We start from the raw sequence: 26847 nt of genomic DNA on the forward strand, positions 1-26847 counted from the left end.
CGCGCCTAGACTTGCCCGCAAACGCCCGCAATCACAAGGAGCCGCGCAATGCTGGACAGAACCGATACCAACGGCGTGGCGCATCTGCGGATGAACGCGCCTGACCGGCTGAATGCGCTGAGTGACGCCATGCTGGCCGCACTCCATGGCGCGCTGGATGACATCGCCGATGACACTGCCGTGCGCGCGGTGATCCTGTCGGGCGCAGGCAAGGCGTTTTGCGCAGGCCACGATCTGAAGGAAATGCAGGCCGGGCGCGCAGCAGATGACGGCGGGGCGGCCTATTTTGCCGATCTGTTCGACCGATGTGCCGCCCTGATGCTGCGTATCCAGTCGATCCCCCAGCCCGTCATTGCCATGCCCCACGGCATCGCCACTGCGGCGGGTTGTCAACTGGTTGCCACCTGCGACATGGCGGTGGCGGCGCAAGGGACACGCTTTGGCGTCAATGGCGTCAATATCGGGCTGTTCTGTTCCACGCCCATGGTTGCGCTCACCCGCAATATCGGGCGCAAGGCTGCGTTTGAAATGCTGACCACGGGGCGGTTCATCGACACCGACGAAGCGCTGCACCTTGGGTTGATCAACCGCGCCGTGCCACACGACGACCTTGCCGCAACCACACAAGGTCTGGCCGAAACAGTTGCCGGCAAACTGGCCAAGGCCGTGCGGATCGGCAAACAGGCGTTTTATGCGCAGGCGCAGATGGACACGGCGGATGCCTATGCTTATGCGGCACAAGTGATGGTCACGAACATGATGGAACGTGACACCGACGAGGGGATCACCGCCTTCCTTGAAAAGCGCGCACCCGATTGGCCGAACGGGTAACGTGGGTTTCAACCCACCTTACCCGACAATCCGCAAACCCCGCACCAAAAGGAATGCAGCCCCCGACAGGAACAGGCTGAACGCGAACACGCCCATGATCCCCGGACCTGCCAGCAAGACCGCGCCCAGGATCGGCGCAGCCGCCCCCGCCAGCAGCGGCCCGATCTGGATGAACCCGGCAATCGCGCCATACCCCGCCTGCCCCAACACCGCCTGAATGACCACAGGGCGCAGGATCGTCATCGACCCGATTGCGCCACCGTGCATGATCCCGAAGACCACCGCCAGCCACGGGGCCACGCCCGCGAAAATCAACAGGCCGGTGGCCAGGAACAACCCTGCCAGCGCAATCAGCATGGCGCGCCCTGTGGACAGCGACTTTTCTATCGTCAACAACAACAGCCGCCCTGCCACCTGCGCCGGACCAATCAGCGCGGCAATCCCCACCGCAAACCCGTGGCTGTGCCCCTGTTCCACCAGAATGGGCACCATGAATTGCACCAGCAACCAGTGATCCAGCGCAATCGCCGCCAATGCAGCCCCCAGCGCCCAGAATGCCGGACGGCGCAGGGCGGTTGCCGTGGCGGCCATGTCAGCGGCAGCACTTTCAACCGTTGGCACAGGTGCATCACGGCGCAGCCGGAACACCGCCCAGCCCTGCACGGGCATCAAGATAAACAGCATCACGAGGGCCGCCACCGTCACTGCCCCGCGCCAGCCAAAGGCGTCTGACAGCAATGCCCCCGCCGGAAAGGCCAGCGTGCCGGCAAAGCCGGCAATCAGGGTGATGCGCACGATTGCCGCACGGGCAGAAGGCCCCAACCGACGCACCAGAAAGGCGAATGACACCTCGTAAAGGCAGGCCGCCTGCGCCACGCCAATCATTGCCCAGGCGGCCAGATACTGTGCCTGCGTTTCAATCCGTCCCAGCGTGAAAAGCGCCAGCGCGCCAAAGGCAGCGCCCCCTGTCAACAACCATGCACCAACCCCGCGATCAACCAATCGGCCCATCACCGGGGCCAGCACCGCAGCAATCAGAATGGCAACGGTCGGGCCAAGGGCCAGCGCGGATTTGCTCCACCCCAGATCGGCCTGCCACGCAATGATCAGCGCGCCAAAGACATAGTAAAGACAGGCATAACCAAGGGTCTGCCCCAGGGCGAGACCCCAAACAGCCCCGCTGCGCGCCAGACGGTCAGGCGCGATCACAGCCCGTAGATCGCGCCGAATTTCCCTTCCAGATAGGACAGCAATGGCCCCTCGCTGGGGGCGGCCCCGCTGGCCATCTCGATCACCGTGCGGGGTTCATGCAGGCCGCCGTGGCGCTGCACGTTCTGGCGCAGCCAGCCCGTGGCGCGCGCCGTATCCCCTTGGGCCAGTTGATCATCCAGATCAGGCACAGCCGCGCGTAACGCATCATGCAGACAGCCCGCATAGACGTTGCCCAGCGTGTAGGTCGGGAAATAGCCAAACAGCCCGACCGACCAATGCACATCCTGCAAGACCCCGTTGCTGGGCTTGTCCACGGCAAAGCCGAAATCGGCGGCAAAGCGGTCGTTCCACGCCGCCTCAAGATCATCAACCTCAAGGTCACGGCTAACCAGCGCGCGTTCAAGATCATAGCGCAGCAGCACATGCAGATTATACTGCACCTCGTCGGCTTCGGTGCGGATATATCCGTTGGTGACACGGTTCACGACGGCATAAAACGCATCTTCATCGGCAATCCCGAAATCGCCAAAGGCATCGCGCATCTGCCCGTAAAGCCAGCCTGTGAACGCGCGGCTGCGCCCCAACTGGTTTTCGTAAATCCGCGACTGGCTTTCATGCACACCCATCGACACCCCCGCCCCCAAAGGCGTCAGCAGGTAATCAGGGTCGATGTTTTGCTCGTATGCGCCATGGCCGACCTCGTGAATGGTCGAATAGATGCAATTGAACGGGTCGAGGGGATTGGTGCGCGTGGTAATGCGCACATCCGTCCCCGACCCGCTGGAAAACGGATGCACGGCCTTGTCCACGCGCCCCTTGGACATGTCGTAACCAAAGGTCTTGGCGATCATGCGCGACAGTTTCATCTGCGCGCCTTCGTCAAATTCGCCACTTACCCCCGCAGGCGCGGGCCGGTCGAGAATGGCGGCGCGCAACGCCACCAGACGCGGGCGCAGGGCATCGAACATAGCGGACAGTTCGGCGGCCGTGGCACCCGGTTCGTAGTCATCCAGCATCGCATCATAGACATCGCCATCCGCGGCCAGCGCGGCGCCTTCCTCGCGTTTGAGCGCCAGCACCTCGCGCAGGGTCGGGGCGAAGGCGGCAAAGTCATCCGCAGCGCGGGCCTCGGCCCAGATGCCTTGGGCCGCACTGGTCACGCGGGCGATTTCGGCGGCCAGACGGGCGGGCACCTTGCTGGTGCGCTCGAACTGGCGGCGGATGTGGCGCAGATTGGCCACCTCGACCTCGCCGCTGGTTTCGGCCGCGGCCAGCCAGTCACCCACGCGCGGATCAGTGCGCCGCGCATGCAGCACGCTTTCGATCGCGGCCATTTCCTCGGCCCGTTGCGCGGCAGCGGCGCGGGGCATCATGGTTTCCTGATCCCAGCCAAGACGGCCCGCAATCTGCCCCAAGGCTTCGGTCTCGCGCTGGAATTCCATCAAGTCTTTGTAGGCGGTCATGGTTATCCCCTCACGGATTGTGGCAACGGATAGCGCGCCAGATAACGGCCACGCATGATCAGCACCCACAGGGCCACGGCCCCGATCTGGTGCACGATCGCGATATGAACCGGCGCGGAATAAAGGACCGTGACGATCCCAAGAACCATCTGCAAGGACAACATCGCGAGCACGGCATTGAACGCGAAACGGGACGCGCCATTGGCCGATTTGCGCCCGCGCAGCCAGACGACGATGCCAAAGGCAAACAACAGATAGCCCGCCATCCGGTGGATGAACTGCACCAGCCCCGCATCCTCGAAAAAGGCGCGCAGCACAGTGGTGTTGGCAAAAGGATCAGGCGGCAAAAACCCGTCCCCCATCAAGGGCCATGTGGGGAAATTGCGCCCCGCATCAATGCCCGCAACCAGCGCGCCCAGCAGGATTTGCAAGAATGCAAAATGCATCAGCCCGGTGGACATGGAAAACAAACGCGCCTCGCCCGCACGGCGCGCCTGCATCAGATCGGCCTCGCGCCGGCCCAGCAACATGGCATACCATGCAAGGAAGCCTAGAATGACAAAGGCGAGCCCCAGATGGATCGCCAGCCGGTATGATGCAACATCCAGCATGCCGGGGCGCAACCCGCTGGAAACCATCCACCAGCCCACAGCGCCCTGCAATCCGCCAAGCGCGCCGACAAAGACTAGTCGTCCTGTCCAGCCGGTCGGGATTTGCCCCCGCGCCCAGAACCAAACGAACCCGATGGCCCAGACCAGACCGATAAAGCGGCCCAACTGGCGATGGCCCCATTCCCACCAATAGATCACCTTGAATTCGGCCAGCGACATTCCGGCGTTCTGTTCGGTATATTCGGGGATCAGCTTGTAGGCGGCAAATTCGGCCTCCCAATCGGTCGCGCTCAAGGGGGGCACCGACCCTGACAGGGGCTTCCATTCGGTGATCGACAAGCCACTGTCGGTCAGACGGGTCAGCCCGCCCACGGCGATCATCACAACAACCAGCGCAAACAGCACCATCAGCCAGCGCCGGATCGCGCTGCGCGCACCCTGCCCGCCGCGATCAATACTGCCCTTGGCCACAGGCGCGACTTTCTCGCTGCTTGCGACCTCTTCAAAAATGCTGCGTGGTTTCTGCGCCATCGGCCTCTCCGTCTTTGGGGCAAGCTATTGCGCACCCCTGACCAAGGCAAGCGCAACACCCTGCTTCTTTTGTTCAAAAATACCTCCCGCCGGAGGCCCGACACCAGCCAAAGGCGCTAGTCGCGGTCCTTCCAGCGCACCATCTGCCGCATCACCCCGTGCAGCATCTGCACATCGGCGCGCGACAGCGGCATCCGGCTCCAGAGATTGCGCAGGTTCATCTTCATGCTATCGGCCTTGGTCTCGGGCCAGAAGAAACCCGCCTTTTCCAGCGTGTCCTCGTAATGATCGGCCAGCTTTTCGATCTCGACGTTTTCGGCCCAGGCCCCATCACGGGCCATGTCAACGCGCGATGCCACGACCTGCGCGCTGGCGCGGCGCCATTCATAGCCCGTCAGTAGCACGCATTGCGCCAGATTCAGGCTGGGGAAATCGGGGTTCACGGGGACCGAGATAATCGCGTTGGCCCGCGCGATGTCCTCGTTTTCCATACCCGCGCGTTCGGGGCCGAACAGCACCGCGATCTTGCCACCGGCGGCGATCTTGGCCGCGGCCTCCTGCATCGCCGCCTCTGGCGACAACACAGGTTTGGTCAGTCCGCGCGGCCGCGCCGTGGTGGCATAGACATAGGTGCAATCGGCCAGTGCTGCGGGCGTGTCGGCGCAGATCACCGCCGCGTCCAGCAACCTGCCCGCACCGCTGGCCATGGCTGTTGCATTCGGGTTCGGCCAGCCGTCGCGCGGGGCGACAATGCGCATCCGGTCCAGCCCGAAATTCCACATGGCACGGGCCGCAGCACCGATGTTTTCCCCCATTTGCGGGCGGATCAGCACGAATGCGGGTTGGGGCGTATCGGTCGGCATGGGGTGTCCTTGCTGGGGTCGGCGCGTGATACGCGCCCCGCCCCTGCAACGCAAGATAGCCAAACCCGTGTGCGCCCGTTAGAACGGCACAAATCAATGCAGCGGAATCACGCGAATGACCGACGAAACACCCGAATTGCCGCAGATCTATCTGATCACGCCCCCCGCGTTCGAACTGTCCACCTTTCCTGACCGGCTGGCCGCCTGTCTGGATTCGGTTGATGTGGCCTGCGTGCGCCTGTCACTGGCCAGCCGCGACGAAGACCGGATCGCCAAGGCGGCAGACGCCCTGCGCGCCCTGACCCATGACCGCGACATCGCGCTGGTGATCGACAGCCACATCATGCTGGTGGAACGGCTTGGGCTGGACGGTGTGCACCTGACCGATCATGCCCGCTCTGTGCGGCAGGTCCGCAAGGATCTGGGCGAGGACGCGATCGTCGGCACCTATTGTGCCGCCTCGCGCCATGACGGCATGACCGCAGGCGAATTGGGTGCCGATTACGTCAGCTTTGGCCCCGTAGGGGACACGCCGCTGGGAGACGGCACCCGCGCCGGGCTTGAGCTGTTCGAATGGTGGTCGCAGATGATCGAGGTGCCCGTTGTCGCCGAAGGCGCGTTGGACACGGACCTGATCCGCGCGCTGGCCCCGCACACGGATTTCTTTGGCATTGGCGATGAAATCTGGCACGGTGACGATCCCGCTGCCGCCCTGCGCGCGTTCAGGGATGCAATGACCTGACAACCCCGTCGCGGACAGAGGTTTCCAAGGCACGGGCCAGCGCCTTGCGATCGGCAAAATCTGCAACCTGCACGGGTGCGTGATAGATCACCGTGACGCTGCCCTGACGGCGCGCCGCCAGTGTGGCCAAAAGATGCGGGCCAAAATCCATATCCCCCCACCAGCCGTAAAACCGCGCGTCACACCCGTCAGGCGCGTGGTAAACAACCGAGACAGGCTGGATCATCAGGGTTTCGCGCAAACCCGCGGCGAAAAAGGCCGCAAACAAGGTCGGTTTGAACGCCAAGACCCGCTGACCGTCCGTTGATGTTCCTTCGGGGAAAAACAACAGCTTGTGCCCAAGCGCCAGACGATCCTGAAAAATGGCGACCTGCGCCGCCGCCTCGCGCCGATCACGCTGGATGAACACCGTGCCTGTCGCACGCGCCAGCCAGCCGATACCGGGCCATTTGGCCACCTCGGCCTTTGAGACGAAGTAGATCCGCTTGCGCGCATTCAACGCAAAGATATCAAGCCAGGACGAATGGTTTGCAACCACGGCACCGGGGCCATCCATGACCGCGCCTTCGGTGCGGTAGGTGATCCCCATCAGGGCAAAGGCGCTGCGACAGACGAATTGCGTGATATAGGGCGTCACGGGGCGGCGCTGGCCGAAAAACGGGCGCTCAATCAGCCGCACAAGCAGCAGGATCAGCAGGCAGCCGAACACGAGCACCGCCAGCGGCAGACCGCGCGCAATCGCGCGCAACCAGCCGCCCGGCCCCGGCGTCAGTTCGGGGGGATGGGTGGCGCTGTCCCAAGGCGCACTCATCCGCGCGCGCCCTTGGCATAAAGCGCAGTTTGGCGTGCATTCATTTGGGCTGTGTCCATCACCAGACAAACGTCGGTCGTGTTGAAGGCATGATCCACGAACGCCCCCTCGCCCACGCAACCGCCCAAGCGCAAGTAGGCCTTGATCAACGCGGGCGTGTCGCGCAGGGCTTGCGGGCGGTCGATGGCATCGGCGGGTATCAGGTCCATCGGCTGGAAGGCGCGCGCGCGCACCCGCAGCGCAGCCGGTGCAAGGTGGCGGTGATGCAGCAGTGACAGGGCTTGCGCCAGCGCCGCGATGTCGGTGCCGTGAAAACTGGCGACACCGAACAGGATGTCGATGTCATGGGCCGCGACATAGCGGGCCAACGCGCTCCAGAGTTCAAACATCGCCGTGCCGCCGCGATAGTCGCGATGCAGACAGGACCGGCCCAGTTCAAGCAGCCTGCGATTTGCGGTGCGCAACGGCGTCAGGTCATATTCATCCTCGCAGTAAAACTGGCCCGCCCGCGCCGCGCCGCCCGCTTGCATCAACCGGTAAACACCGACGACGTGATCACCCTGCGGGCGCGTTTCATCGACCAGCACAAGGTGGTCATAAAACGGATCGAACCGGTCCCGCTCGAGCTGCGCATCATGATCGACCAACGGACCATCCCCGCCCAATTCGCGCACAAACACATCATAGCGCAGACGCAACGCCGCCATCAGATCGGCATCATCACGGGCCAGACGCGTTTGGAAAACAGGCATATGGGGCTTGGTCATCGCATTTTTGCCATTGGGAAGGGAATTTCTAGGAGCGCGTTAACGCTTTGGCAACCATCACGCGCCAGTTTGAATGCAACTTGATTGACAGGGGTGGCATCCTTGCTACCTTAAGTTGAATCGTCATCCTTGGGGGACACTATGGACAGGCTTACACGCGTGCCATCAATAACAACTTTGCCCACTTCGCGAAAATTGACGGTTATGCGGGTGCCGATGTTGGATTGCACCTGCCCGACACCCCAATCGGGCTGGGCGGGATGGCGCACAAGCATCCCCGGTTCCAGTATCGCATTGATCCCCTCCATCTCGTCCTTTCCGGTGCCCGCATGAGGACACGCGCAGATATTTCCGCGCTGGTTTCATCGCGCATCTGTCACGACCTTGTCAGCCCTTTGGGCGCGATTGGCAACGGTGTTGAACTGCTGGGCATGTCCGGCGCCCCCGAAGGGCCGGAATTGCAACTGATCAACGAAAGCGTGGAAAACGCCAATGCGCGGCTGCGGTTCTTTCGCATCGCGTTCGGGGCCGCCAGCGCGGATCAGGTGATTTCGCGTGCGGAAATCCTTGCGACACTTTCGGCCGCGTCCCGTGGCGGGCGTCTGGCCTATGAATGGCGCGCGCAGGGTGATTTGCCGCGCCGCGCGGTGCGTGCGGCGTTTCTGCTGATCCAGTGCATCGAATCGGCCATGGCCTTTGGCGGGCAAATCACAGTTGAATTGCAGGGCGATGACTGGTTGATCACCGGTGAAAGCGACCGGATGAACATTGATACCGATCTATGGGACAGCCTGACAAACACGCGGGCGCGCGTTCCACTGTCCTCGGCGCTGGTGCAATTCGCGCTGGTCCCAGAAGTGATGGACGACATGAAACGCAGCCTGTCGCTGACCTATGACACAGGCCGGATCACCGCAAGTTTCTAGGGGCGCACCGCGCCATCACCGCTGACCAGATATTTGAAGCTGGTCAGCTGCGCCGCGCCCACCGGCCCGCGCGCATGCATCTTGCCCGTGGCGATGCCAATCTCGCCGCCCATGCCAAATTCACCCCCGTCCGCAAACTGGGTCGAGGCATTGTGCATCAGGATCGCGCTGTCGAGCCGCCCAAAAAACTGCGCGACCGCCTGCGCGTCTTCGGTGATGATGCAATCGGTGTGGTTTGATCCGAAGGTGCGGATATGCGCAATCGCTTCGTCAATGTTATCAACGGTTTTCGCGGCGATCTTCATGTCAAGGTATTCCATACCCCAATCATCATCGCTTGCTTGAACGGACCCATTCAGCCCCTGCGCATGCACTTCGACCCCGGCCGCCATCAGATCATCAACGATCTGCTGACCCAATGCCGCGGCATCGCGATGCACCAGCAGGCATTCGGCCGCGCCGCAAATCCCGGTGCGCCGCGTCTTGGCGTTCATGACGACCTTGCGGGCCATGGCGGCATCGGCATTCTTGTCGATGTAGATATGCACGATCCCTTCCAGATGGGCAAAGACCGGCACCCGCGCCTCGCGCTGCACCAGCCCGACCAACCCCTTGCCACCGCGCGGCACGATCACGTCAATCGTGTCGGTCATGGTCAGCATGGCGCTGACGGCGGCGCGGTCACGGGTTGGCACCAGCTGCACCGCATCCGCAGGCAAGCCCGCATCAACCAGCCCCTTGACCATCGCGGCGTGGATCGTGTCGCTGGAATGCAGGCTTTCCGACCCGCCCCGCAGGATCACCGCATTGCCAGCCTTCAGGCACAGCGCACCGGCATCCGCCGTCACGTTGGGCCGGCTTTCATATATCACACCAATTACGCCCAACGGCGTGCGCACGCGCTTGATGTGCAGCCCGCTCGCCATGTCCCACTCGGCCAGCGTTTCACCCACGGGATCGGGCTGTTCGGCCACCGCGCGCAGGGCATCAACGATCCCGCGAATGCGATCCTCGTCCAACATCAAGCGGTCCAGCATCGCTGGGCTGAGGCCCTTTTCGCGTGCAAAGTCCATGTCCTTGGCGTTGGCGGCGATGATCACCGCGCGGTCGGCCCAGACGTGTTCGGCCGCACCGATCAGGGCGGCGTGCTTGCGTTCGGCACTGGCATGGGTCAGATCGGCCGCTGCCGCCTTGGCGCGGGTGCCAATGTCTTTCATAAGTGCTGCAATATCAGTCATTTAGGTCACCATATCATCGCGGTGGATCAGCACCGCGCGGCCCGCATACCCCAGTAGCGTTTCAATGTCAGCCGTGCGCCGCCCCATGATCTGGCGCGCCTCGTCGCCGGTGTAGCGCGCAAGGCCAAGGCCCAGATGCGCCCCATCGCCCCCAAGAATTTCAACCGGATCGCCGCGCCCGAAATCTCCACTGACGGCCGTGACACCGGCAGGCAGCAGGCTCTTGCCCGATGCCAGCGCCCCCCTTGCACCGGCATCCACCGTCACCGTGCCGCGCGATTTCATTGCGCCGATCCAGCGTTTGCGTGCGGCCTGCGGGTCGGTTTGCGCTGTGAACCATGTCGAGTTCGCACCATTTTCAAGCACTTTCAAAGGGTTCAGGGGCGATCCTAATGTAATCGCCATGGCGCAGCCTGCATCCGTTGCCACCCGCGCCGCCATCAGTTTCGTTTTCATCCCGCCCTTGGACAGACCGGACCCGGCATCACCCGCTTGCAACTCAATTTCCGTCGTTATCTTTTCAATGATATCATAGCGTTGCGCGGCGCTATTGACCTGGGGGTTGCCGTTGTAAAACCCGTCCACATCCGACAAAAGCACAAGCATGTCAGCCCCGACCGTCACCGCGACCTGCGCCGCCAGACGGTCATTGTCACCATAACGGATTTCGTCGGTTGCGATGGTGTCATTTTCGTTGACGATGGGCGTCACCCCAAGTGACAGCAGGGTTTCCATTGTTGCGCGGCTGTTCAGATAGCGCCGCCGGTCACTGGAATCTTCAAGCGTGACAAGAACTTGCGCGGTGACAATGCCATGGGGCGCAAGGGCATCTTCATAGGCGCGCGCCAGCCTGATCTGGCCAACGGCCGCCGCCGCCTGCGATTGTTCCAGCGGCAGGTCGCTCGCAGGGAGGCCAAGAACACCGCGCCCCAGCGCGATGGACCCCGACGACACCAGCACCACATCAATGCCGCGCTTGCGCAGGTCGGCCACATCGGCCGCCAGTGACAGCAACCAATCGACGCGCAACGCCCCTGTCGCGCGGTCCACCAACAGCGCCGAGCCGATCTTGACGACCAGCCGTTTTGCAGTGCCTAGGGACGCCATTCTTCGTCCTCTTTGGGACCATCTGCCGCGATCTTGGCGCGCAGGCGGTCCTTGTCGATTTTGTCCCGCAGGGCGCGCAAGACCTCCGTCGTGCCCTCGCGGCTGACGCCCGACATCAGCAGGCATTCAACACCGGTTGCCGCCTTGATTTCATCGCGGATAAAGGCGCGTTCTTCGGCGTCCAGCGCATCAACCTTGTTGAGCACCGTGACGCGCGGTTTGTCGGCCAGCGCGCCGCCATAGGCCTCGAGCTCGGTGATGATGGTGGTGTAATCGCCCACCGGATCGCCCGATGTGCCGTCAATCAGATGCAGCAGCACCGCACAGCGTTCCACATGGCCAAGGAACAGATCACCCAAACCCCGCCCTTCGCTGGCCCCTTCGATCAGGCCGGGGATATCGGCGACGACAAATTCAACGCCGTCCACCCCGACCACACCAAGGTTCGGCACAAGGGTCGTGAACGGATAATCGGCGATTTTGGGGCGCGCGTTGGATGTGGCGGCCAGAAACGTCGATTTGCCCGCATTGGGCAGGCCCAAAAGCCCCGCATCGGCAATCAGTTTCAGGCGCAGCCAGATCGTGCGCTCGATCCCCGGCAATCCGGGATTGGCGCGGCGCGGCGCCTGATTGGTTGCGGATTTGAAATGCAGGTTGCCAAAACCGCCGTTGCCGCCCTTGGCCAACACCACCCGTTGGCCCACTTCGGTGAGGTCAGCAATCACTGTTTCCTGATCTTCATCCAGAATTTCCGTGCCGACCGGCACCTTTAGGATGATATCGTCACCATCCGCACCGGTGCGCTGGCTGCCCATGCCGGGCACGCCGTTCTTGGCAAAGAAATGCTGTTGGTAGCGGAAATCAATCAGCGTGTTCAGGCCTTCAACGGCCTCGGCGATCACATCGCCACCGCGCCCGCCATCACCGCCATCGGGGCCACCGTATTCGATGAACTTCTCGCGCCGGAATGACACGCAGCCGCCACCGCCGCCGCCGGACCGGATATAGACTTTGCACAGGTCGAGGAATTTCATCGGTCAGGCTTTCGGGTTGGGTCGTTGCAGGCGATACGCTATTGCGCCCCGGCCCTCAAGCCACGCAGCGCGCGACAGGGTGAATTTCCGGCACAGGGTCGCCGCATCCCGCGCCAGGGCGTGCTGTGTTTCGGGGGTGCCTTCGACAAATCCCAACTTTTGCAACACCTGGACCGAGGCATCGTTGTCGCCCCAGGCCGAGGCCGTGATCACGCTGCAATCGGCATCGGTGAATGCCTTGTCCAGCGCGGCAATGCTGGCTTCGCGCGCATAGCCCTGCCCCCAATGGCCCTGCGCAAAACAATATCCCAGGTCGGCCTTGTGGGTGCCCACCGTCCCGATCAGTGCGCCATTCAGGTGGACACCATAAATGTCGCGCTGTTTGGTCGCGTTATCGTCACAGCGCATACGGGTGAACGCGGGGTCCGGCGGCCACGGCCACCCGCCCAACTGACGCACGACCTGCCAGTCGGACATGATTGCGTGCAACGCATCCGCGTCATTGCCCGACAACCGGCGCAGGGTCAAACGGGCCGTTTTCATCATGCGCGCCACTGATCCGCCGCCAGCGCCATGCGCTGCATCTGCACATTTTCGCCCAGGGGTTCGGCAAATTCCACGGCGACATGGGTGTCGGTGAACCCCAGTTTCAGCAGCACCGCACGCGAGGCGTGATTGCCGATCATGTGGCCGGATATCACCGTGTCGTCGCTGCGCGCGAAATGCCATTTCAACACGGCGCGCGCGGCTTCGCTCATGTATCCGCGGCCCTGATGGGCCTGCGCCAGCCAAAAACCCAAAGCGGGCATCCCGATCACCCCCAGAAAGGCATCGTTGGTGGTAATCGCCCAGTTCACACCATCCCCCTGATTGTCGATGAACCACTTGGCATCGGCGAGCCTGTAGGGATGCGGCGGCGCGGACAGCCATTTGATCACCCCCCAAGGCGCGATCTTGCGCGCAATCTCGGGCGCGTCTGATTTGCGCAGGGCACGCAGGGTCAGACGCGGAGTGATCAGGGTGGGCGCTTTCATCTGTCCATTTTCAGCACATAGGTCCATGTGGGCACGGTGGCCTCGCGCGCGACACTAAAGGCTTCGGCGTCACCCAGATAGTCAAAACCGCAGTTCGTCAGCACGCGGGCCGATCCGGGGTTGTCCTGAAACACCTCGGCATAGATCTGGCGGGCGTTTTGCGGGTTGGCGGCGATGAGCGTGCGCACAGCTTCAGACGCAATGCCGGTATTCCAGAAGGCTGGCGCGACCCAATAGCCGATCTCTGATTGCTGGCGGTCCATGGCCTCGAGGGTGATCAGGCCCATCACCTCGGCATGGTCGCGCTGGCTGCCGTCAATCACCCAGACCTGCTCGTCAGTGTCTGGCGTCATCGCCATTTTCACAAAGGCATCTGTCGCGCCAGGGGGAAGCGGGTGGGGAATAATGCGCGTCATCCGTGCGACCCGTTCATCGGCGCAGTAGAGTTCGATCAGACCCGCGTCGCTGCGCCGCACGGGGCGCAGATCAAAGCGGTCCGACGTGATGGTCGGTTGGGGTGGAATCTTGTCGATAATCATGCAGCTTTCCCTCCTCCGAAAAGCGCAAAGAGCACTGATAACACTGTGAGCGCGGCCAATGACCACATCAGGTAACGTTCGGACGCCGTTCCGGCGAGGCTTGCCGCGATCCGCTCGCCTGCGAAGGTCCAAAGCGGATGCAGGATGAATTGCAGCGATAACAGACAGATGGCGATGGTCGCGGTCGCTTGCAAGGTCGGGGTGCCGGCGCTGACATATGTGGTGAACCCTGTGGCGATCATCGCCCAGGCCTTGGGGTTCAGGGGATGCACAGCCAGTCCGGCGGCAAAACCGGGCGGCGCGTCAGATGCATTGCCAACACCCAGCCGCATGCCCGCCACGCGCCACGCCAGATATAGGATATAGGCAACACTGATCCATTTCAGCGCCGTGAACAACAGTGGCACCGTGTCTTGCAGGGTCATCAGCCCGAAGCCGATGGGCCAGATGATCAGCTGCTTGCCCAAGGCCACCCCCGCCACAAACGGCAAGGCACGGCGCAGACCAAAACGCGCGCCGGTGGCCAGCAAGACCATATTGGCCGGACCGGGCGTTGCCACCTGACTGGCGGCAAACAGCGTGAAATTGGCAATCGCAACGGGCAACACGCCCTCCTCAACAGGATAGGGGGACCGGTTTGCACCGATCCCCCTGAAATTTTTCAGCTTGCGAGGTTCGGTTACTCGGCGGCCTCCGCCACGGGGAGAACCGATACAAAGGTGCGACCTTTGAGGCCTTTGTGGAAGGTCACGTTGCCTTCGACGGTTGCAAAGATCGTGTGGTCACGGCCCATGCCAACACCTTCGCCCGGCCATTTGACCGTGCCGCGCTGACGCACGATGATGTTGCCGGGAATGACAGCTTCGCCGCCGTATTTTTTCACGCCAAGGCGACGCCCTGCGGAGTCGCGACCGTTACGGGATGAACCGCCTGCTTTTTTATGTGCCATTGGTGTCTCTCCTTATTTCGCGAGGTCAGCGGCTTGTTTCAACCACTCGTCGCGGTCGATGCGACCTTTGAAGTTCAGCTTCTCGTCCATATCAGCAACCTGTTCGGGCGTCCATGCTGCGATCTGGGCAAAGGTTGTCACGCCTTCGGCATGCAGCTTTTTGACGATAACCGGACCCACACCGCTGATCTGTGTCAGATCGTCAGCACCTGCGGATTTCTCAGCGGCCTTCTTTGGGGCGGCCTTTTTGGTTTCGGCTTTGGCTTCTGCCTTTTTGGCCTCGGCCTTGGGGGCTGCCTTTTTGGCGGCGGGCTTGGGCGCTGCGGCCTTTTCGGCTTTGGCAGGCTTGACGGATTTCTTGTTCGACTTGGCGATCACGGCTTCAAAGCCGGCCCCACCGATCGCCGCCTTGACGCCCGACTTGTCGGCCCCTTTTTCAAGGATGTCGGTCACGCGCACGATCGTCAGTTGCTGACGGTGGCCCTTGGTGCGCTGGCTGCCGTGCTTGCGGCGGCGCTTGACGAAGTTGATCGTCTTTTCGCCCTTGATCTGGTCGATCACCTCGGCCTGAACGCCTGCGTCCTTGACCAAAGGCGCGCCAACTGTCGTGCCAACCATCAGAATGTCGTTGAATTGAACCTTTTCGCCAGCCGCAGCGGCGATTTTTTCGACACGCAGAACGTCGCCCGAGGCAACTTTATACTGCTTGCCGCCGGTTTTGAGAACCGCAAACATATGTCTTTCCTTCATCTTCCGCGTCACTAAGGTTCCCCCAGCGGGGCATTTTTGGCCGGAATGGCCACCTGTGGACTGCGCGCCCAGCGGGCGGTTTTTCGCTATGCCCACACAAGTCACTTGTGCGGATGGCGGCTTATCTGCGTATCCTTGCCACAAGTCAACCCATAGAGGCGCACCAATATGCGTAAATCCGCCCTTCTTTGCATGCTTGCAATGGCCGCCTGCTCGGACGAGGCAAACCACCTTGGCAATCCGCTGATGTGGCCCGGTCAGGGGATCGGCACCGCGATTGAAAACGGCGTTTACAATGAACGGCGCGGGCGGGTCGAGGTATTTGTCAAAACCAACCACCCTGCCTTGATTGCCGATATCCGCGCCGGAGGTGGCGCCACATTGGAACAGGCCTTTGATATCGCGCGCGTGCCCCGTTCGATCCGGCCAGCCCATACGCTGCAACTGCAATCCGATCTGGCGCTTTATGAAACCAACATCGACGCGCTGATCGTCGCGATCATGGTCGTAAGCACCTGACACGGCGTGCGATTGTTTGGTGACGTGATGGATCGCGGCAGTTTCGGGCGCCCATTGGGGACACAGGCGCGGATACGCCAAGCCCGACCTCGGGAGGGCCTCGCACATCAGCGCGGCAGATGCTTCGAGTCACGTCTTTCGCATCACCTGCAACGGCCGTTCACTGAAAGCCCTCCCAGAGGGGAGGTCGGGCTTGGCGCATGCGCGCCGGATGCGATCGTTGTTTGCTATTACGTAAACACGCTCAAGTTCACTCTCTCCGCGTTGCGTGATATGGCAAGGCGAATAAAAAAATTCCCGCCCTACAGCTCTTGCGACACCATGTAGCGCGCCGAGGCCCGCCCAAGCGCAAAGCTGATATCCTCGAACACCCCGTCAAAGGCGGCAAACAGCGCGCGGTTCAAGTCCTGCCCCGCCGGGCTTTCGCTAAAGGCAATATAGGCGTCCAGATCATCGTCACTTAGCGGCTGATAGGCCAGAAGCGAGAACGCATAGACCCATTCCATCGTGTTCTGGCGTATCTCGGCCTCTTGCGACCATACATCCGTCAGGATCTGTTCCTCGCTGATATCACCGTTCAGCGCGCCGCCCTCCATCAGCCCCATGTAAAAGGCAAAGTTGGAATTCATCCCGCCAACCACATTGGATTCGATCAGGTCATTGGCCTCGGCAAATCGTTCAACTTGCAAAAAGCGCGGCGTCTCCTGCGCGCTTGCAATGGCGGCGGCATCCTTGCTGGCATCCTCGACCACGTCATCAAGAAAAGCGCGGCGCGCGCTGATCTCAAGGCTGATGATGTCCTGCCCCAGATCAGAGGTGAAGAATTCCAGCATCGGCGCGACATCCATGCCGTAAAGCGCGCTGGTCAGTTCCGCCCCCACAGCGGCCTTCATCCGCTCGGCGTCATAGATCGTTTCGACACTTGCGCGCCAGTCGCTGCCCCCCGATCCACCCAGCATGTCCTGATCAATCTGCAAACCGTAGGCGATGCCTTCCTCGCGCATGATTTCCAGAATATCGCCCATGCCGATGGCATCGAACAACTGCGCCTCGGGCGTCTGGTCCTGGGCGATTACGGGGAAAGCGAATGCAGTCAGGGCGGCGGCGGTGATCAGGCGGGTGAACATGGCGAACCTTCCGGTTGGGGTTGCCTCTAGTGATATGGTGCGCGGGCGGGCTTTCCAAGGGGCCGCACGCAAATGTCAGAAGTTAGGGCCCGATCACGCCTTTTTGCTTGCGCGTCGTGGGGCGGCGCAGTAAGTCCGCCCCCGTTGACCCCAGCGCGGAGAGGTGCCGGAGTGGTCGAACGGGACGGTTTCGAAAACCGTTGAGCCTCTAAAGGGTTCCCAGGGTTCGAATCCCTGTCTCTCCGCCAATTATCCGTGCCCCAAACCAAAAAGCCCGCGCAGAGATGCACGGGCTTTGGCCTGTTTATCAGGGTGTATCAGGCGATCAGCTGCGCGAAGGGGTCGGTGACCAGATCACCGATGCTGTTGATTGATCCGGTGCCCATTCCCACGAACTTGATCAGGGTTCCGCTCGCGAAAGTGACGGTGACGTCGCTGCCGTTGTCGGCGAACGTGGCCAGTGCGTCGATATCATCGACCAGGCCAGGTGCGCCGCCATCGGCCAGCCCGACGAATTGCAGGATATCCTGCGTGTCCGACCAGTCGCCAATATCGCTGACGCTTTGGTTCACCGACAGATCAAACACAAAGGTATCGGCCCCTGTCCCGCCATACATCACGGCATTTGTGTGCCCAATGCCCAGCAAGGATTGCGATGCGATCAGCGTGTCGTTGCCGGAATCGCCAAACAGATCGTCAATCCCGTCGCCGCCCGTCAGCGTATCATTTCCGTTCCCGCCGTGCAGTTCGTGGATCTCGGAACCGTCGAACGCGGCCCCGCTGATCGACGTAATGGAGTCGTTGCCAATCCCGCCATAAAGGTGGTTCTCGCCCTGTCCCAAAATCTCGCCGACAATCACGTCATGGCCATTGCCGCCATCAATCGAGTTGGTGCCCGTATTGCCCGCGCCGGTGTTGGTGATCTGCACGAGGCCATAGATATCATCCGCGCCAATCCCACCCTGAATTTCCTGAAAGGCCGTGGCCGTGCCGGTGCTGCCAAGGACCGACAGAATACTGTCGATGTCATCCGCACCACCACCACCGTCAATGAAGGTCGAACCATTGGCATCGCCGATCGCATTGGCGCTGACGTTGGAATTGATTGTATCCAGGCCCAAGCCGCCATTCAGGTTGGCATCATAGGAAATCGAACCTGCGGTGCCGCTTGCCGTCATATTGTTGGTCAGTTGGTCATTGGCACCGCCACCGTCAGCAAAGACAGAACCTGTCACATCCGCATTCGCGCCAAAAGGCGTGTTGGAATTGATCGACGTGGTCAGCGTATCAAGACCAAAACCGCCAAACATCTGCACGACCCCGCTAACATCGCTCGCAGCGGCGCTATTGCCCGCCAACAGGCCGACCGCGCCTGTCATCTGGTCATTGCCCGCCCCGCCATCAATGACGAGGACGTTCGTGCTGTCGCCGGTGTAATCGCTATCCGAAGCCGTTGCATAGATCGTGTCACTGCCGCGTCCGCCTGTGACGGCGACGTCGATCGTGCCGGTGCTGGTGGCACCGGAACCGGCACTGATGGTCATATTGTCATCACCATTTCCGCCATCCACAACGGCCTGGACAGCGACAGTTGCCGGGGCCCCGCCCGTGGCCGTGCCGGCAATGGTAATATCCATCGTGTCATCGCCGCCATCGCCGTAAAAAATGCCGTTGACGGTATTGCCTTCGACCGTATCGACTTTGACGTCGACAAAGTGGTCATCATCGCCTTCGCCCCCGAACTGGCCGAAACTGTGTTGCAAGTCGCCCGTGCCGCCCGCAAAGACAAAAAGACCGGATGAATCCAGAATGTCGTCGCCTTCACCGGCGAACAGGTTCGTGTTCAGATGCGTGCTGCTGATATCGTCATCGCCCGTATAGGAAAAAATGATGTCGCCGCCCGCGGATGTGGTCAGTGTGTCGCCAAGAAGTGATCCAAAAATCATTGTGTTACCCCTGTTTTCAAAAAAGAATTATGATGCAGCAAATGGGTTGCCGCTTGGAATGTGCAGGAAACCTGCGTCTTTAGGATGGAGGCGAGTATGGCGTTTACCTTGCGTTAAGCAATGTTAATCCCATGACAAGCGGGTCAGGTTTTCCTGACCAGCCTGTTTATCGGCCGGGTTTGGCACGGCGAAACACCGGCCAATCGCCGCGCAGCTTTGATCCACATCAATATATCCTCATTTACTTATGTTATAATCGCACGACTGGCATAAGGGGGATCACCATGTCCAAATCACCGTTGAAACTGGATCGCCGCGCGTTCATGGGGCTGGCCGCTGGTGGTCTTGCGCTTGGGTCCGTGTCGCCAACGCAGGCCGCGCCGATCGCGACCAATGCACGGATCGTGATCATCGGTGCGGGTGCGGGCGGCACATCATTGGCAAACCGGCTGGTGAAACGGCTTGAGGGTGCCGATATTACCCTGCTCGATCCCCGCCCCCAGCACCTGTATCAACCGGGCCTGTCACTGGTCGCCACCGGATTGAAACCGGCCAACTATGTGGTCTCGCAAACAACCGACTGGCTGCCATCCGGCGTCACGCTGGTGGCCGAAAAGGCCGCCGCGATTGACCCTGACGCCAAAACCGTCACCACCGACAGCGGCACCTCCCTTACTTACGACTATCTGGTCGTCGCGCCTGGCTTGATCCTTGACCATGACGCGATTGACGGCTTTTCGCTTGAAATGGTCGGGCAGAACGGGATCGGCGCGCTTTACGCCGGACCCGACTACGCCGCCCGCACATGGGAGGCCGCGGCCAAATTTACCGAGGAAGGCGGCATCGGGCTGTTCACCCGCCCCGAAACGGAAATGAAATGCGCCGGTGCGCCGCTGAAACACACCTTCCTGATTGATGACATCACGCGCCGCGCAGGCAACCGTGGCAAGGCGGAATTCATCTATGCCGCGCCGCAAGGATCGCTGTTTGGCGTGCCGATCGTGGCGGAAAAGGTGCGGATGCTGTTTGGTGATCGCGGGATTGACACGCAGATGCAGCACACCCTGAAATCCATCGACGCGGGCGCAAAACGCGCGACATTCGCCGACAAGGACGGGTTCGATGTGGACATGGATTACGACTATATCCACGTGATCCCGCCCCAACGCGCGCCCGACGTTATCCGCCAGTCGGGCTTGTCTTGGGCCGACAAATGGGCCGATCAAGGCTGGGTTGAATGTGACCAATACAGCCTGCGTCACCTGCGCTATGACGACATCTGGGCGCTAGGTGATGTGGCAGGTGTGCCCAAGGGCAAAACTGCCGCATCCGTGAAATGGCAGGTGCCCGTGGTCGAGGACGGGATCGTCAGCGCCATCGCAGGCACCGACCCGACGCAAACCTACAACGGCTATACGTCCTGCCCGATGATCACCAAGGTGGGGCGCGCGATGCTAGTCGAGTTTGACTACAACAACGACCTGACCCCGTCCTTCCCCGGCCTGATTGCCCCGCTTGAAGAACTGTGGATTTCCTGGCTGATGAAGGAAGTCGCCCTGAAAGCCACCTATAACGCCATGCTGCGCGGCCGCGCGTAAAGGAGCAGATCAATGAAAGACATGACATTTTCCACCCTGATCGCGGTCTTCGAGGAAATCTTTGGCCGTGGATTGTTCTGGGCGATGGTTGTCGCCGCCGTGCTGGTGACAGGTGCCTACCTGTTTGTTCTGGTGCGTGACCGTGCCGTCAGCTGGCACAAGTTCCTGTGGGCGCAATTATCGATGCCCGTGGGCGCGGTGCTGGCGGTCTGGTTGGTGCTGGCGATGACCCATTCGCGCCTGTCGGACATGGGCGGGCCGATTGATGTGATCGTCTTGCTGCTGGTTGCGGCGGGCGGGGCGGTTGGTATGGCGATCCTTGTCTATACCGGCCAGTCCCTGCTGCGCGGCCCCGAAGAATAGCGCCACATTCGCGTCCGAAATGACCCTTTGTCTGCCCCAATCACGCTGAATTGCGAACATGAAGTCTGTGCACAGTCCCCGTCAGGAAGCGTAATTGGTAACGGAGACTGAACAATGCACTTTACAGCAAACAACCCGATGATCATCGCACAGGTGCGCGATTTTGTGATGGCCGAGCGCAGATCCTGCGTGTCCGACCGCGAATGGCAGCACCGCCTCAAGGGCTATGGCTATGACCTGCGCAAGACGGCTGCAGGCACCGTGCTGACAACCTTGCCCCACGGGCGCGAGGTTTGCACACTGGCGATCTAGCGCGTCAGGGTGCGGCCAACCGCATCCTTCCAGCCGGCGTAGCGTCTTTCGCGCGTGGCACTGTCCATCTGCGGTTCAAACCGCCGTTGCAGCGCCCATGATTGCGCAAAGCCCGCCTGATCGGGGTAAACACCCGCGCGCATGCCCGCCAGCCACGCGGCCCCCAAGGCCGTCGTTTCCAGCACTTCGGGGCGATCCACCGGCGCGCCGATGATGTCGGACAGAAACTGCATGGACCAGTCCGACGCACTCATCCCGCCATCGACACGCAGCACACCTGCATCGCCCGCATCGGGCCAGTCGGCATGCATGGCTTCCAGCAAATCGCGGGTCTGGAACCCGACACTTTCCAACGCCGCACGGGCAAATTCCGCAGGCCCCGAATTGCGCGTCAGCCCGTAAATCGCGCCGCGCGCATTTGCGTCCCAATGGGGCGCACCCAGACCTGTAAAGGCCGGCACCAGATACAATTCCTGTGACGGATCGGCCTTTTCGGCCAGCGCTTGGGTTTCGCCCGCCGCACGGATCACCCGCAGCCCGTCACGCAGCCATTGCACCACGGCCCCTGCGATAAAGATCGACCCTTCCAGCGCATAGGTCGGTTTCCCGTCAAACTGATAGGCAATCGTGCCCAGCATCCGGTTCCGGCTTTCCACCAGCGTGTCGCCGGTGTTGAGCAGCGCAAAACAGCCCGTGCCATAGGTGGATTTCAACATGCCCGCACTGAAACACGCCTGCCCGATGGTCGCGGCCTGCTGATCGCCCGCAACACCTGTGATCGGGATTGGCGCGCCAAACAGATCGGCGCGGGTTTCGCCGAAATCCGCCGCGCAATCGCGCACCTCGGGGAGCATGGATTGCGGAATATTCAGACGCTTGCAGATCGTGTCGTCCCAGCGCCCCTCGCGGATATTGTAAAGCATCGTGCGCGCCGCATTGGTCGCATCCGTGGCGTGGACCTTGCCGCCCGTCAGCTTCCAGATGAGGTAACTATCGACTGTGCCGAACAGCAATTCACCCCTGTCCGCACGCGCCTGCGCGCCCGTAACGGTGTTCAGGATATAATGCACCTTGGTGCCGGAAAAGTACGGATCGGCCAGCAGACCCGTGCGCTTGGTGATTTCGGCCTCGAACCCTTCTGCCTTGAGCGTGTCGCAAAAATCAGCCGTGCGCCTGTCTTGCCAGACGATGGCGTTGTGCACGGGTGCGCCCGTCTTGCGATCCCAGACAAGGGTGGTTTCGCGCTGGTTGGTGATGCCAATCGCGGCGATATCACCCGTGCGCAGACCTGCCTTTTCGATGGCCCCGCGACAGGTCGCAGCCACAGTTGACCAGATTTCACTGACATCATGTTCGACCCAGCCGCTTTGGGGAAAATGTTGGGTGAATTCCTCTTGGGCGGTCGCGACAATGGCCATATCCGCATCAAAGATGATCGCGCGGCTGGATGTCGTGCCTTGATCAATTGCCAGAATATGGGTCATTGCTTGCCCTCCTTTTTCAGCGTGGCCGTGATGAATCTTTCCAGTTTCGCGACCTGTTTTTCGTCCAGCCTAAGGCCCAGTTTGCTGCGGCGCCAGATCACATCCTCGGCGGTGCGGGCATATTCACGGGTGATCAGCCAGCGCGCTTCGGTCGCGGTAAGTGTCGCACCAAAATCAGCGCCCAGATCGGCCATGGATTTCGCCGCGCCCAGCACGGCCCAAGCATCGGTGCCATAGGCGCGGATCAGGCGTTTCGCCCAAGGTAGCGTCAGGAAAGGGTAATCACCCTGCAAGCGGGTGATCAGCGCAGGCTTGTCCGCCACCTTGAAATCGCCACCGGGCAGCGGCACGCCCGCTGTCCACACGCCCGTCCCGCCGATCAGCGGCGTCAGTTTCTTCAACGCGTTTTCCGCTAACTTGCGATAGGTCGTGATCTTGCCGCCGAATACGTTCAGCAGGGGCGCGCCATTGTCATCAAGCGACAGCACATAATCGCGCGTGGCCGCCGTGGCCGATTTCGCCCCGTCATCATAAAGCGGGCGCACGCCCGAATAGGTCCAGACCACATCAGCCCGCGTAACCGCGCGTTCAAAATACTGGGATGCAAAGGCACAAAGATAATCCTGTTCTTCATCCGTTGCATGAGGAACGACACCCAAGTCACTGTGTTCCTTGTCAGTTGTGCCGATCAGGGTAAAGTCGGTTTCATAGGGAATGGCAAAAATGATCCGGCCATCCTCGCCCTGAAAGAAGTAGCTTTTGTCGTGGTCAAACAGGCGTTTCGTGACGATATGGCTGCCCCGCACAAGGCGCACGCCTTCGGATGTGTTCAGCCGCGCAACGCCGCGCACCACATCCTCGACCCATGGGCCGGCGGCATTGACCAGCGCGCGTGCCGTCAGGGTTTTTCCGCCCTCCAAGGTGATCTGCCACAGCCCGTCAACACGGGTTGCGCTGGTCACTTTGGTGCGGGTCATGATGGTTGCGCCGCGATCCTCGGCATCACGCGCATTCAATATCACAAGGCGCGAATCCTCGATCCAGCAATCGGAATACTCCCAGGCGCGGCGGAATTTTTCCTTGATCGGCACGCCCGCCGGATCAACGGCCAGATCAAGCGTGCGAGTGCCCGGCAATATCTCGCGCCCGCCCAGATTGTCATATAGAAACAGCCCCAGCCGGATCAGCCATGCGGGCCTGCGCCCCTTCATCCATGGCATGACCAGTGACAACAGCTTTGATGTGGGCGTGTCCCCCTCAAAGCGCATGTCCTTGTGAAACGGCAGCACAAACCGCATCGGCCAGCTGATATGGGGCATGGCGCGCAGCAGCACCTCGCGTTCGATCAGCGCCTTGCGCACCAGCCCGAATTCAAAGAACTCCAGATAGCGCAGACCACCATGAAACAACTTGGTCGACGCGCTTGAAGTGGCGCTGGCCAAATCGTTCATTTCCGCCAGCCCGACGCGCAGGCCCCGCCCCGCCGCGTCACGGGCGATGCCGACACCGTTAATGCCGCCACCAATGACGACAAGATCAAAATCAGCCTGCGTTGTCATATTGCGCGCCTCCTGCAACGGTGATGGGCATCGGGTGCGCGGGACGCAAGGGCGTGTGACGGGTAAGGTTCGTGTTTCCAAAACCGAAAACCAAACGAACCACGATAAAGGCAGTGTTGTAGCGAATACCACAGTATGGCATGTTCGCTTTATGGATGAAACGAACATGTCCCGCCACGCCGCAATTCTTGCGCAAACCCGCGCGAGCGGCAAAGTAAGCGCCACAGCCCTTGCCGCCCAACTGGGCGTGACGGTGCAAACGATCCGCCGCGATCTGCGCACCCTTGTCGAAAGCGGCGCGCTTGAACGCATTCATGGCGGCGCTGTGCCTGCCTCGGGCGTTGGCAATATCGGCTATGGCGACCGGCGCGCGTTGCACCGCGAGGCCAAGGCGCGCATCGCTGCCGCCACGGCCCGCCTGATCCCGCATCGCGCCTCGCTGTTTCTCAATATCGGCACAACCACCAAATCCGTGGCCCATGCCCTGCGCAATCATAGCGACCTGATGGTCGTCACCAATAACCTGAACGTGGCCAACATTCTGGCACAAAACCTACGCTGCGATGTGATCGTCGCGGGGGGGCAGTTGCGCCGCGCCGATGGCGGTTTGGTCGGGGATCTGGCGACCATGGCCATTGAGCGCTTCAAGGTCGATTACGCCGTGATCGGTGCTTCTGCGATCGACGCCGAAGGCGATCTGCTGGATTTCGACGCCCAGGAGGTGCATGTCAGCCGCGCCATTCTGGCCCAGGCGCGGCAATCCATCGTGGTTGCGGATGCATCGAAATTCACCCGCAAGGCGCCCGTGCGCATCGGCTCGCTGATGCAGGCCGACATCCTTGTGACGGATGCCGCCCCGTCAGAACGGCTGGTCAATGCCTGCGCCGATTGGGGCACCCGTATCACACTGGCCTAGCCATAGTGATTTGGCCCCGGATCGCCGCGCAGGCAGAAAAACACCAGCAAGGTGATGGTAAAGCCGAGGATGGCAATCGCGCCGATTCCGATGAAGGCAAGAATACCACCGCTGGGATCATCATAAGTCGAGGTTCCAATGACAACCCCGACAATCACCGCATATATCAGAATGCCAAGGTAATATCCGCCGATCCACCAGCCACTGCGGTTGGTGTCGTGCAGGCGGCGCATGGCCACGGCCAGCGCCGGTAAGAACAGCGCCAGCGAGACCAGCGAATTGAGCGGCGAAACAGCATTGCCAGGAAAAAGCAGCCCATCCAGCAGCCCAGTGACGAACCCAAGAATAAAGGTGAACAGGACGAAATACCAATATTCGGACCGGCTCGCCCGGCCTTTGAAATCGACGTATTTGTTCAGACAGACATTGATCGCCTCGCCGAACCCGCGTGCGGGGGCGCCCTCGTAAAGCGGCTGTTGCACGCCGGGGCGGCTGTGGGGAATGGCGGCCTGCGGGGGTGCAGTGTCCGGCATGGGCGGCGGCGACCCGGCGGCCGCAATGTTGAAATGATCAGACGCAGGCACCCAGCCATCCAGTCCTTCGCGCCACACAAGGGTATTCGCAGTGATCGTGCCGGCCTGCACCAGCCGCGTGATTTCGGTTTCTTCAACTGGACCGACCCGCGCGCCGTCGACCACATAATACCAGCTGTGATTGCTCATGAATTCACCCTTGATTGCCTTGCGCCGACCATAGAAACCCCTTGCCCGTCCGACAAGGCACCTAGCCGCGAAAACCCGTGGCAATCACGAATTTTTCCGAACTGTCGGACCGTGATGCCGGCGGTTTCACATGCACGACCTTGGTGAATTTCTGCTTGAGCAGCTTTTGCAAATCACCCTCGGCCCCGCCTGCCAGCACCTTGGCGACGAATGTGCCGCCTTCGCTCAGCACGTCAAAGGCGAAATGCGCCGCCGCTTCGCACAGGGCCATGATCCGGTTGTGATCGGTCTGTTTGTGGCCCGATGCGCTGGCGGCCATGTCCGACATGACAACATCCGCCTGCCCGCCCAGCCAGTCCTTGACCTTGATGTCGGCGTCATCTTCCATGAAATCAAGCTGGTGCAAGTCGCATCCGGCGATCGGCTCCATTTCTTGCAGGTCGACCCCAAGGATCGTGCCAACCGCTTTGCCTGATTTCTCACCCAGCGCATTGACACGCGGCACGGCGACCTGACACCAGCCACCGGGCGCCGCGCCTAGGTCGACAACCCGCGCGCCGGGCACCAGAAAACGGAATTTGTCGTCCAGTTCCAGTATCTTGTAGGCTGCGCGCCCGCGATACCCGTCCGCCTGCGCGCGTTTCACATAGGGGTCGTTCAACTGGCGCTGCAACCACAGCGTTGAACTCAGCTTGCGGCCGCGCGCGGTCTTGACCTTGACGGTCAGGTCGCGCTGGCCACGGCCGCTGGTGTTTTTGGTCGGCTTCTTGGCCATCTCGCTCTCGTGCATTGTTTTGACACACATAGGCCAAGTGGCGCGCGCGCAAAAGGCTTGGCCGCGTTATTTGTGTGCACAAGGCGGGCGCAAGGCTTGAGCGTGTCCGATTTCCCCC

At 61.4% G+C, this 26847-nt stretch carries 30 protein-coding genes and 1 tRNA gene; 9 read left to right on the forward strand and 22 right to left on the reverse strand.

The window, feature by feature from the left end; genetic code table 11:
- Positions 1-30 precede the first annotated feature (30 nt).
- Positions 31-831: an enoyl-CoA hydratase gene (locus tag SJY21_RS02360; RefSeq protein WP_377513116.1), complete on the forward strand. Its 801-nt coding sequence runs from the start codon at positions 31-33 to the stop codon at positions 829-831.
- Between the two features lie 18 nt (positions 832-849).
- On the opposite strand, the gene SJY21_RS02365 is transcribed toward SJY21_RS02360, so the two are convergent.
- The 4 genes from SJY21_RS02365 to SJY21_RS02380 all read right to left on the reverse strand — a co-directional run bounded on the left by SJY21_RS02365 (position 850) and on the right by SJY21_RS02380 (position 5511).
- Entirely contained in the window at positions 850-2040 is a 1191-nt protein-coding gene (locus SJY21_RS02365; protein ID WP_377505643.1) for an MFS transporter, read from the reverse strand.
- The gene (locus tag SJY21_RS02370) at positions 2037-3506 is read right to left on the reverse strand and encodes a carboxypeptidase M32 (RefSeq protein WP_377505646.1); all 1470 of its coding nucleotides are present in this window, start codon (positions 3504-3506) and stop codon (positions 2037-2039) included. The genes SJY21_RS02365 and SJY21_RS02370 overlap by 4 nt, the downstream gene beginning before the upstream one ends.
- Positions 3507-3508: 2 nt before the next feature.
- Positions 3509-4648 (reverse strand): heme A synthase, encoded by a 1140-nt coding sequence (gene ctaA, locus SJY21_RS02375; RefSeq protein WP_377505650.1) that lies wholly within the window; start codon positions 4646-4648, stop codon positions 3509-3511.
- Positions 4649-4764: 116 nt separating this feature from the next.
- Positions 4765-5511, reverse strand: coding sequence for an RNA methyltransferase (locus SJY21_RS02380; RefSeq protein WP_377505653.1), 747 nt, complete (start codon positions 5509-5511; stop codon positions 4765-4767).
- 115 nt (positions 5512-5626) lie between these two features.
- Between SJY21_RS02380 and SJY21_RS02385 the strand changes: the two genes are divergently transcribed.
- Positions 5627-6253 carry a thiamine phosphate synthase gene (locus SJY21_RS02385; protein ID WP_377505656.1) on the forward strand — a complete coding sequence of 209 codons (627 nt, stop codon included), beginning with the start codon at positions 5627-5629 and terminating at the stop codon, positions 6251-6253.
- On the opposite strand, the gene SJY21_RS02390 is transcribed toward SJY21_RS02385, so the two are convergent.
- From SJY21_RS02390 to SJY21_RS02400, 3 genes are all read right to left on the reverse strand, one after another.
- Positions 6234-7064: a lysophospholipid acyltransferase family protein gene (locus SJY21_RS02390; RefSeq protein WP_377505659.1), complete on the reverse strand. Its 831-nt coding sequence runs from the start codon at positions 7062-7064 to the stop codon at positions 6234-6236. The two genes, SJY21_RS02385 and SJY21_RS02390, sit on opposite strands and share 20 nt — an antisense overlap.
- The gene (locus tag SJY21_RS02395; RefSeq protein ID WP_377505662.1) at positions 7061-7831 is read right to left on the reverse strand and encodes a GNAT family N-acetyltransferase; all 771 of its coding nucleotides are present in this window, start codon (positions 7829-7831) and stop codon (positions 7061-7063) included. Before SJY21_RS02395 ends, SJY21_RS02390 begins: the two co-directional genes overlap by 4 nt.
- A gap of 110 nt (positions 7832-7941) precedes the next feature.
- On the reverse strand, positions 7942-8139 hold the full coding sequence (locus SJY21_RS02400) for a DUF3553 domain-containing protein (protein ID WP_377505665.1): 198 nt from the start codon (positions 8137-8139) through the stop codon (positions 7942-7944).
- 21 nt (positions 8140-8160) lie between these two features.
- On the opposite strand from SJY21_RS02400, the gene SJY21_RS02405 reads away from it, so the two are divergent.
- Positions 8161-8757, forward strand: coding sequence for a histidine phosphotransferase family protein (locus SJY21_RS02405; RefSeq protein WP_377505668.1), 597 nt, complete (start codon positions 8161-8163; stop codon positions 8755-8757).
- Here the strand turns inward: SJY21_RS02405 and SJY21_RS02410 are convergent.
- The 9 genes from SJY21_RS02410 to SJY21_RS02450 form a co-directional block, all read right to left on the reverse strand.
- Positions 8754-9995: a glutamate-5-semialdehyde dehydrogenase gene (locus tag SJY21_RS02410; RefSeq protein ID WP_377505671.1), complete on the reverse strand. Its 1242-nt coding sequence runs from the start codon at positions 9993-9995 to the stop codon at positions 8754-8756. The two genes, SJY21_RS02405 and SJY21_RS02410, sit on opposite strands and share 4 nt — an antisense overlap.
- Positions 9996-11102 (reverse strand): glutamate 5-kinase, encoded by a 1107-nt coding sequence (gene proB, locus SJY21_RS02415; protein ID WP_377505674.1) that lies wholly within the window; start codon positions 11100-11102, stop codon positions 9996-9998.
- A complete protein-coding gene (gene obgE / locus SJY21_RS02420; RefSeq protein WP_377505676.1) occupies positions 11090-12136 on the reverse strand; it encodes a GTPase ObgE in 1047 nt (348 codons plus the stop codon). The genes proB and obgE overlap by 13 nt, the downstream gene beginning before the upstream one ends.
- 3 nt (positions 12137-12139) lie before the next feature.
- On the reverse strand, positions 12140-12682 hold the full coding sequence (locus SJY21_RS02425; protein ID WP_377505679.1) for a GNAT family N-acetyltransferase: 543 nt from the start codon (positions 12680-12682) through the stop codon (positions 12140-12142).
- Complete coding sequence (locus SJY21_RS02430; protein WP_377505682.1) at positions 12679-13170, reverse strand: GNAT family N-acetyltransferase; 492 nt, start codon at positions 13168-13170, stop codon at positions 12679-12681. Before SJY21_RS02430 ends, SJY21_RS02425 begins: the two co-directional genes overlap by 4 nt.
- A complete protein-coding gene (locus SJY21_RS02435) occupies positions 13167-13709 on the reverse strand; it encodes a GNAT family N-acetyltransferase (protein ID WP_377505685.1) in 543 nt (180 codons plus the stop codon). The genes SJY21_RS02430 and SJY21_RS02435 overlap by 4 nt, the downstream gene beginning before the upstream one ends.
- Positions 13706-14314 carry a LysE family translocator gene (locus tag SJY21_RS02440; RefSeq protein ID WP_377505688.1) on the reverse strand — a complete coding sequence of 203 codons (609 nt, stop codon included), beginning with the start codon at positions 14312-14314 and terminating at the stop codon, positions 13706-13708. The genes SJY21_RS02435 and SJY21_RS02440 overlap by 4 nt, the downstream gene beginning before the upstream one ends.
- Positions 14315-14388: 74 nt before the next feature.
- Entirely contained in the window at positions 14389-14658 is a 270-nt protein-coding gene (rpmA, locus tag SJY21_RS02445; RefSeq protein WP_148055458.1) for a 50S ribosomal protein L27, read from the reverse strand.
- Positions 14659-14670: 12 nt separating this feature from the next.
- Entirely contained in the window at positions 14671-15393 is a 723-nt protein-coding gene (locus SJY21_RS02450; RefSeq protein ID WP_377505691.1) for a 50S ribosomal protein L21, read from the reverse strand.
- 183 nt (positions 15394-15576) lie between these two features.
- Between SJY21_RS02450 and SJY21_RS02455 the strand changes: the two genes are divergently transcribed.
- Positions 15577-15927: a hypothetical protein gene (locus SJY21_RS02455; protein WP_377505694.1), complete on the forward strand. Its 351-nt coding sequence runs from the start codon at positions 15577-15579 to the stop codon at positions 15925-15927.
- 302 nt (positions 15928-16229) lie between these two features.
- Here SJY21_RS02455 and SJY21_RS02460 read toward each other — a convergent pair whose 3' ends face one another.
- A complete protein-coding gene (locus SJY21_RS02460; RefSeq protein WP_377505697.1) occupies positions 16230-17054 on the reverse strand; it encodes a hypothetical protein in 825 nt (274 codons plus the stop codon).
- 157 nt (positions 17055-17211) lie between these two features.
- Between SJY21_RS02460 and SJY21_RS02465 the strand changes: the two genes are divergently transcribed.
- Positions 17212-17302 (forward strand) — tRNA-Ser (locus tag SJY21_RS02465).
- A 69-nt stretch (positions 17303-17371) separates the two neighbouring features.
- Here the strand turns inward: SJY21_RS02465 and SJY21_RS02470 are convergent.
- Positions 17372-19000, reverse strand: a complete 1629-nt coding sequence (locus SJY21_RS02470) for a beta strand repeat-containing protein (protein ID WP_377505699.1) — start codon at positions 18998-19000, stop codon at positions 17372-17374.
- Between the two features lie 284 nt (positions 19001-19284).
- On the opposite strand from SJY21_RS02470, the gene SJY21_RS02475 reads away from it, so the two are divergent.
- From SJY21_RS02475 to SJY21_RS02485, 3 genes are all read left to right on the forward strand, one after another.
- Positions 19285-20598, forward strand: coding sequence for an NAD(P)/FAD-dependent oxidoreductase (locus tag SJY21_RS02475; protein WP_377505701.1), 1314 nt, complete (start codon positions 19285-19287; stop codon positions 20596-20598).
- Positions 20599-20610: 12 nt separating this feature from the next.
- Entirely contained in the window at positions 20611-20961 is a 351-nt protein-coding gene (locus SJY21_RS02480; RefSeq protein ID WP_377505704.1) for a DUF5368 domain-containing protein, read from the forward strand.
- A gap of 114 nt (positions 20962-21075) precedes the next feature.
- Complete coding sequence (locus SJY21_RS02485) at positions 21076-21273, forward strand: hypothetical protein (RefSeq protein WP_377505707.1); 198 nt, start codon at positions 21076-21078, stop codon at positions 21271-21273.
- Here SJY21_RS02485 and glpK read toward each other — a convergent pair.
- Positions 21270-22757 carry a glycerol kinase GlpK gene (glpK, locus tag SJY21_RS02490; protein ID WP_377505710.1) on the reverse strand — a complete coding sequence of 496 codons (1488 nt, stop codon included), beginning with the start codon at positions 22755-22757 and terminating at the stop codon, positions 21270-21272. The genes SJY21_RS02485 and glpK overlap by 4 nt on opposite strands.
- Positions 22754-24316, reverse strand: coding sequence for a glycerol-3-phosphate dehydrogenase (gene glpD, locus SJY21_RS02495; RefSeq protein WP_377505713.1), 1563 nt, complete (start codon positions 24314-24316; stop codon positions 22754-22756). Before glpD ends, glpK begins: the two co-directional genes overlap by 4 nt.
- A gap of 151 nt (positions 24317-24467) precedes the next feature.
- On the opposite strand from glpD, the gene SJY21_RS02500 reads away from it, so the two are divergent.
- On the forward strand, positions 24468-25232 hold the full coding sequence (locus SJY21_RS02500; protein WP_377505716.1) for a DeoR/GlpR family DNA-binding transcription regulator: 765 nt from the start codon (positions 24468-24470) through the stop codon (positions 25230-25232).
- Here SJY21_RS02500 and SJY21_RS02505 read toward each other — a convergent pair.
- Both SJY21_RS02505 and SJY21_RS02510 read right to left on the reverse strand, forming a co-directional pair.
- Positions 25229-25954 (reverse strand): DUF805 domain-containing protein, encoded by a 726-nt coding sequence (locus SJY21_RS02505; RefSeq protein ID WP_377505719.1) that lies wholly within the window; start codon positions 25952-25954, stop codon positions 25229-25231. The two genes, SJY21_RS02500 and SJY21_RS02505, sit on opposite strands and share 4 nt — an antisense overlap.
- Positions 25955-26015: 61 nt before the next feature.
- A complete protein-coding gene (locus SJY21_RS02510; RefSeq protein ID WP_377513118.1) occupies positions 26016-26729 on the reverse strand; it encodes an RlmE family RNA methyltransferase in 714 nt (237 codons plus the stop codon).
- Between the last annotated feature and the right edge of the window lie 118 nt (positions 26730-26847).

The sequence above is a fragment of the Octadecabacter sp. R77987 genome (genome assembly GCF_042466115.1).
Lineage (GTDB): Bacteria > Pseudomonadota > Alphaproteobacteria > Rhodobacterales > Rhodobacteraceae > SW4.

Bases quoted from the DNA above. Each gene is read 5' to 3' on its own strand.
- proB (WP_377505674.1), bottom strand. From the start codon at position 11,102: ATGGCGTCCCTAGGCACTGCAAAACGGCTGGTCGTCAAGATCGGCTCG.
- SJY21_RS02510 (WP_377513118.1), bottom strand. From the start codon at position 26,729: ATGGCCAAGAAGCCGACCAAAAACACCAGCGGCCGTGGCCAGCGCGAC.
- SJY21_RS02405 (WP_377505668.1), top strand. From the start codon at position 8,161: ATGAGGACACGCGCAGATATTTCCGCGCTGGTTTCATCGCGCATCTGT.
- SJY21_RS02385 (WP_377505656.1), top strand. From the start codon at position 5,627: ATGACCGACGAAACACCCGAATTGCCGCAGATCTATCTGATCACGCCC.
- SJY21_RS02470 (WP_377505699.1), bottom strand. From the start codon at position 19,000: ATGATTTTTGGATCACTTCTTGGCGACACACTGACCACATCCGCGGGC.
- SJY21_RS02485 (WP_377505707.1), top strand. From the start codon at position 21,076: ATGCACTTTACAGCAAACAACCCGATGATCATCGCACAGGTGCGCGAT.
- SJY21_RS02425 (WP_377505679.1), bottom strand. From the start codon at position 12,682: ATGATGAAAACGGCCCGTTTGACCCTGCGCCGGTTGTCGGGCAATGAC.
- SJY21_RS02395 (WP_377505662.1), bottom strand. From the start codon at position 7,831: ATGACCAAGCCCCATATGCCTGTTTTCCAAACGCGTCTGGCCCGTGAT.
- SJY21_RS02430 (WP_377505682.1), bottom strand. From the start codon at position 13,170: ATGAAAGCGCCCACCCTGATCACTCCGCGTCTGACCCTGCGTGCCCTG.
- glpK (WP_377505710.1), bottom strand. From the start codon at position 22,757: ATGACCCATATTCTGGCAATTGATCAAGGCACGACATCCAGCCGCGCG.
- SJY21_RS02450 (WP_377505691.1), bottom strand. From the start codon at position 15,393: ATGTTTGCGGTTCTCAAAACCGGCGGCAAGCAGTATAAAGTTGCCTCG.
- glpD (WP_377505713.1), bottom strand. From the start codon at position 24,316: ATGACAACGCAGGCTGATTTTGATCTTGTCGTCATTGGTGGCGGCATT.
- SJY21_RS02410 (WP_377505671.1), bottom strand. From the start codon at position 9,995: ATGACTGATATTGCAGCACTTATGAAAGACATTGGCACCCGCGCCAAG.
- ctaA (WP_377505650.1), bottom strand. From the start codon at position 4,648: ATGGCGCAGAAACCACGCAGCATTTTTGAAGAGGTCGCAAGCAGCGAG.
- SJY21_RS02460 (WP_377505697.1), bottom strand. From the start codon at position 17,054: ATGTTCACCCGCCTGATCACCGCCGCCGCCCTGACTGCATTCGCTTTC.
- SJY21_RS02500 (WP_377505716.1), top strand. From the start codon at position 24,468: ATGGATGAAACGAACATGTCCCGCCACGCCGCAATTCTTGCGCAAACC.
- SJY21_RS02505 (WP_377505719.1), bottom strand. From the start codon at position 25,954: ATGAGCAATCACAGCTGGTATTATGTGGTCGACGGCGCGCGGGTCGGT.
- SJY21_RS02475 (WP_377505701.1), top strand. From the start codon at position 19,285: ATGTCCAAATCACCGTTGAAACTGGATCGCCGCGCGTTCATGGGGCTG.
- SJY21_RS02400 (WP_377505665.1), bottom strand. From the start codon at position 8,139: ATGGAGGGGATCAATGCGATACTGGAACCGGGGATGCTTGTGCGCCAT.
- rpmA (WP_148055458.1), bottom strand. From the start codon at position 14,658: ATGGCACATAAAAAAGCAGGCGGTTCATCCCGTAACGGTCGCGACTCC.
- SJY21_RS02435 (WP_377505685.1), bottom strand. From the start codon at position 13,709: ATGATTATCGACAAGATTCCACCCCAACCGACCATCACGTCGGACCGC.
- SJY21_RS02380 (WP_377505653.1), bottom strand. From the start codon at position 5,511: ATGCCGACCGATACGCCCCAACCCGCATTCGTGCTGATCCGCCCGCAA.
- SJY21_RS02455 (WP_377505694.1), top strand. From the start codon at position 15,577: ATGCGTAAATCCGCCCTTCTTTGCATGCTTGCAATGGCCGCCTGCTCG.
- SJY21_RS02390 (WP_377505659.1), bottom strand. From the start codon at position 7,064: ATGAGTGCGCCTTGGGACAGCGCCACCCATCCCCCCGAACTGACGCCG.
- SJY21_RS02370 (WP_377505646.1), bottom strand. From the start codon at position 3,506: ATGACCGCCTACAAAGACTTGATGGAATTCCAGCGCGAGACCGAAGCC.
- SJY21_RS02480 (WP_377505704.1), top strand. From the start codon at position 20,611: ATGAAAGACATGACATTTTCCACCCTGATCGCGGTCTTCGAGGAAATC.
- obgE (WP_377505676.1), bottom strand. From the start codon at position 12,136: ATGAAATTCCTCGACCTGTGCAAAGTCTATATCCGGTCCGGCGGCGGC.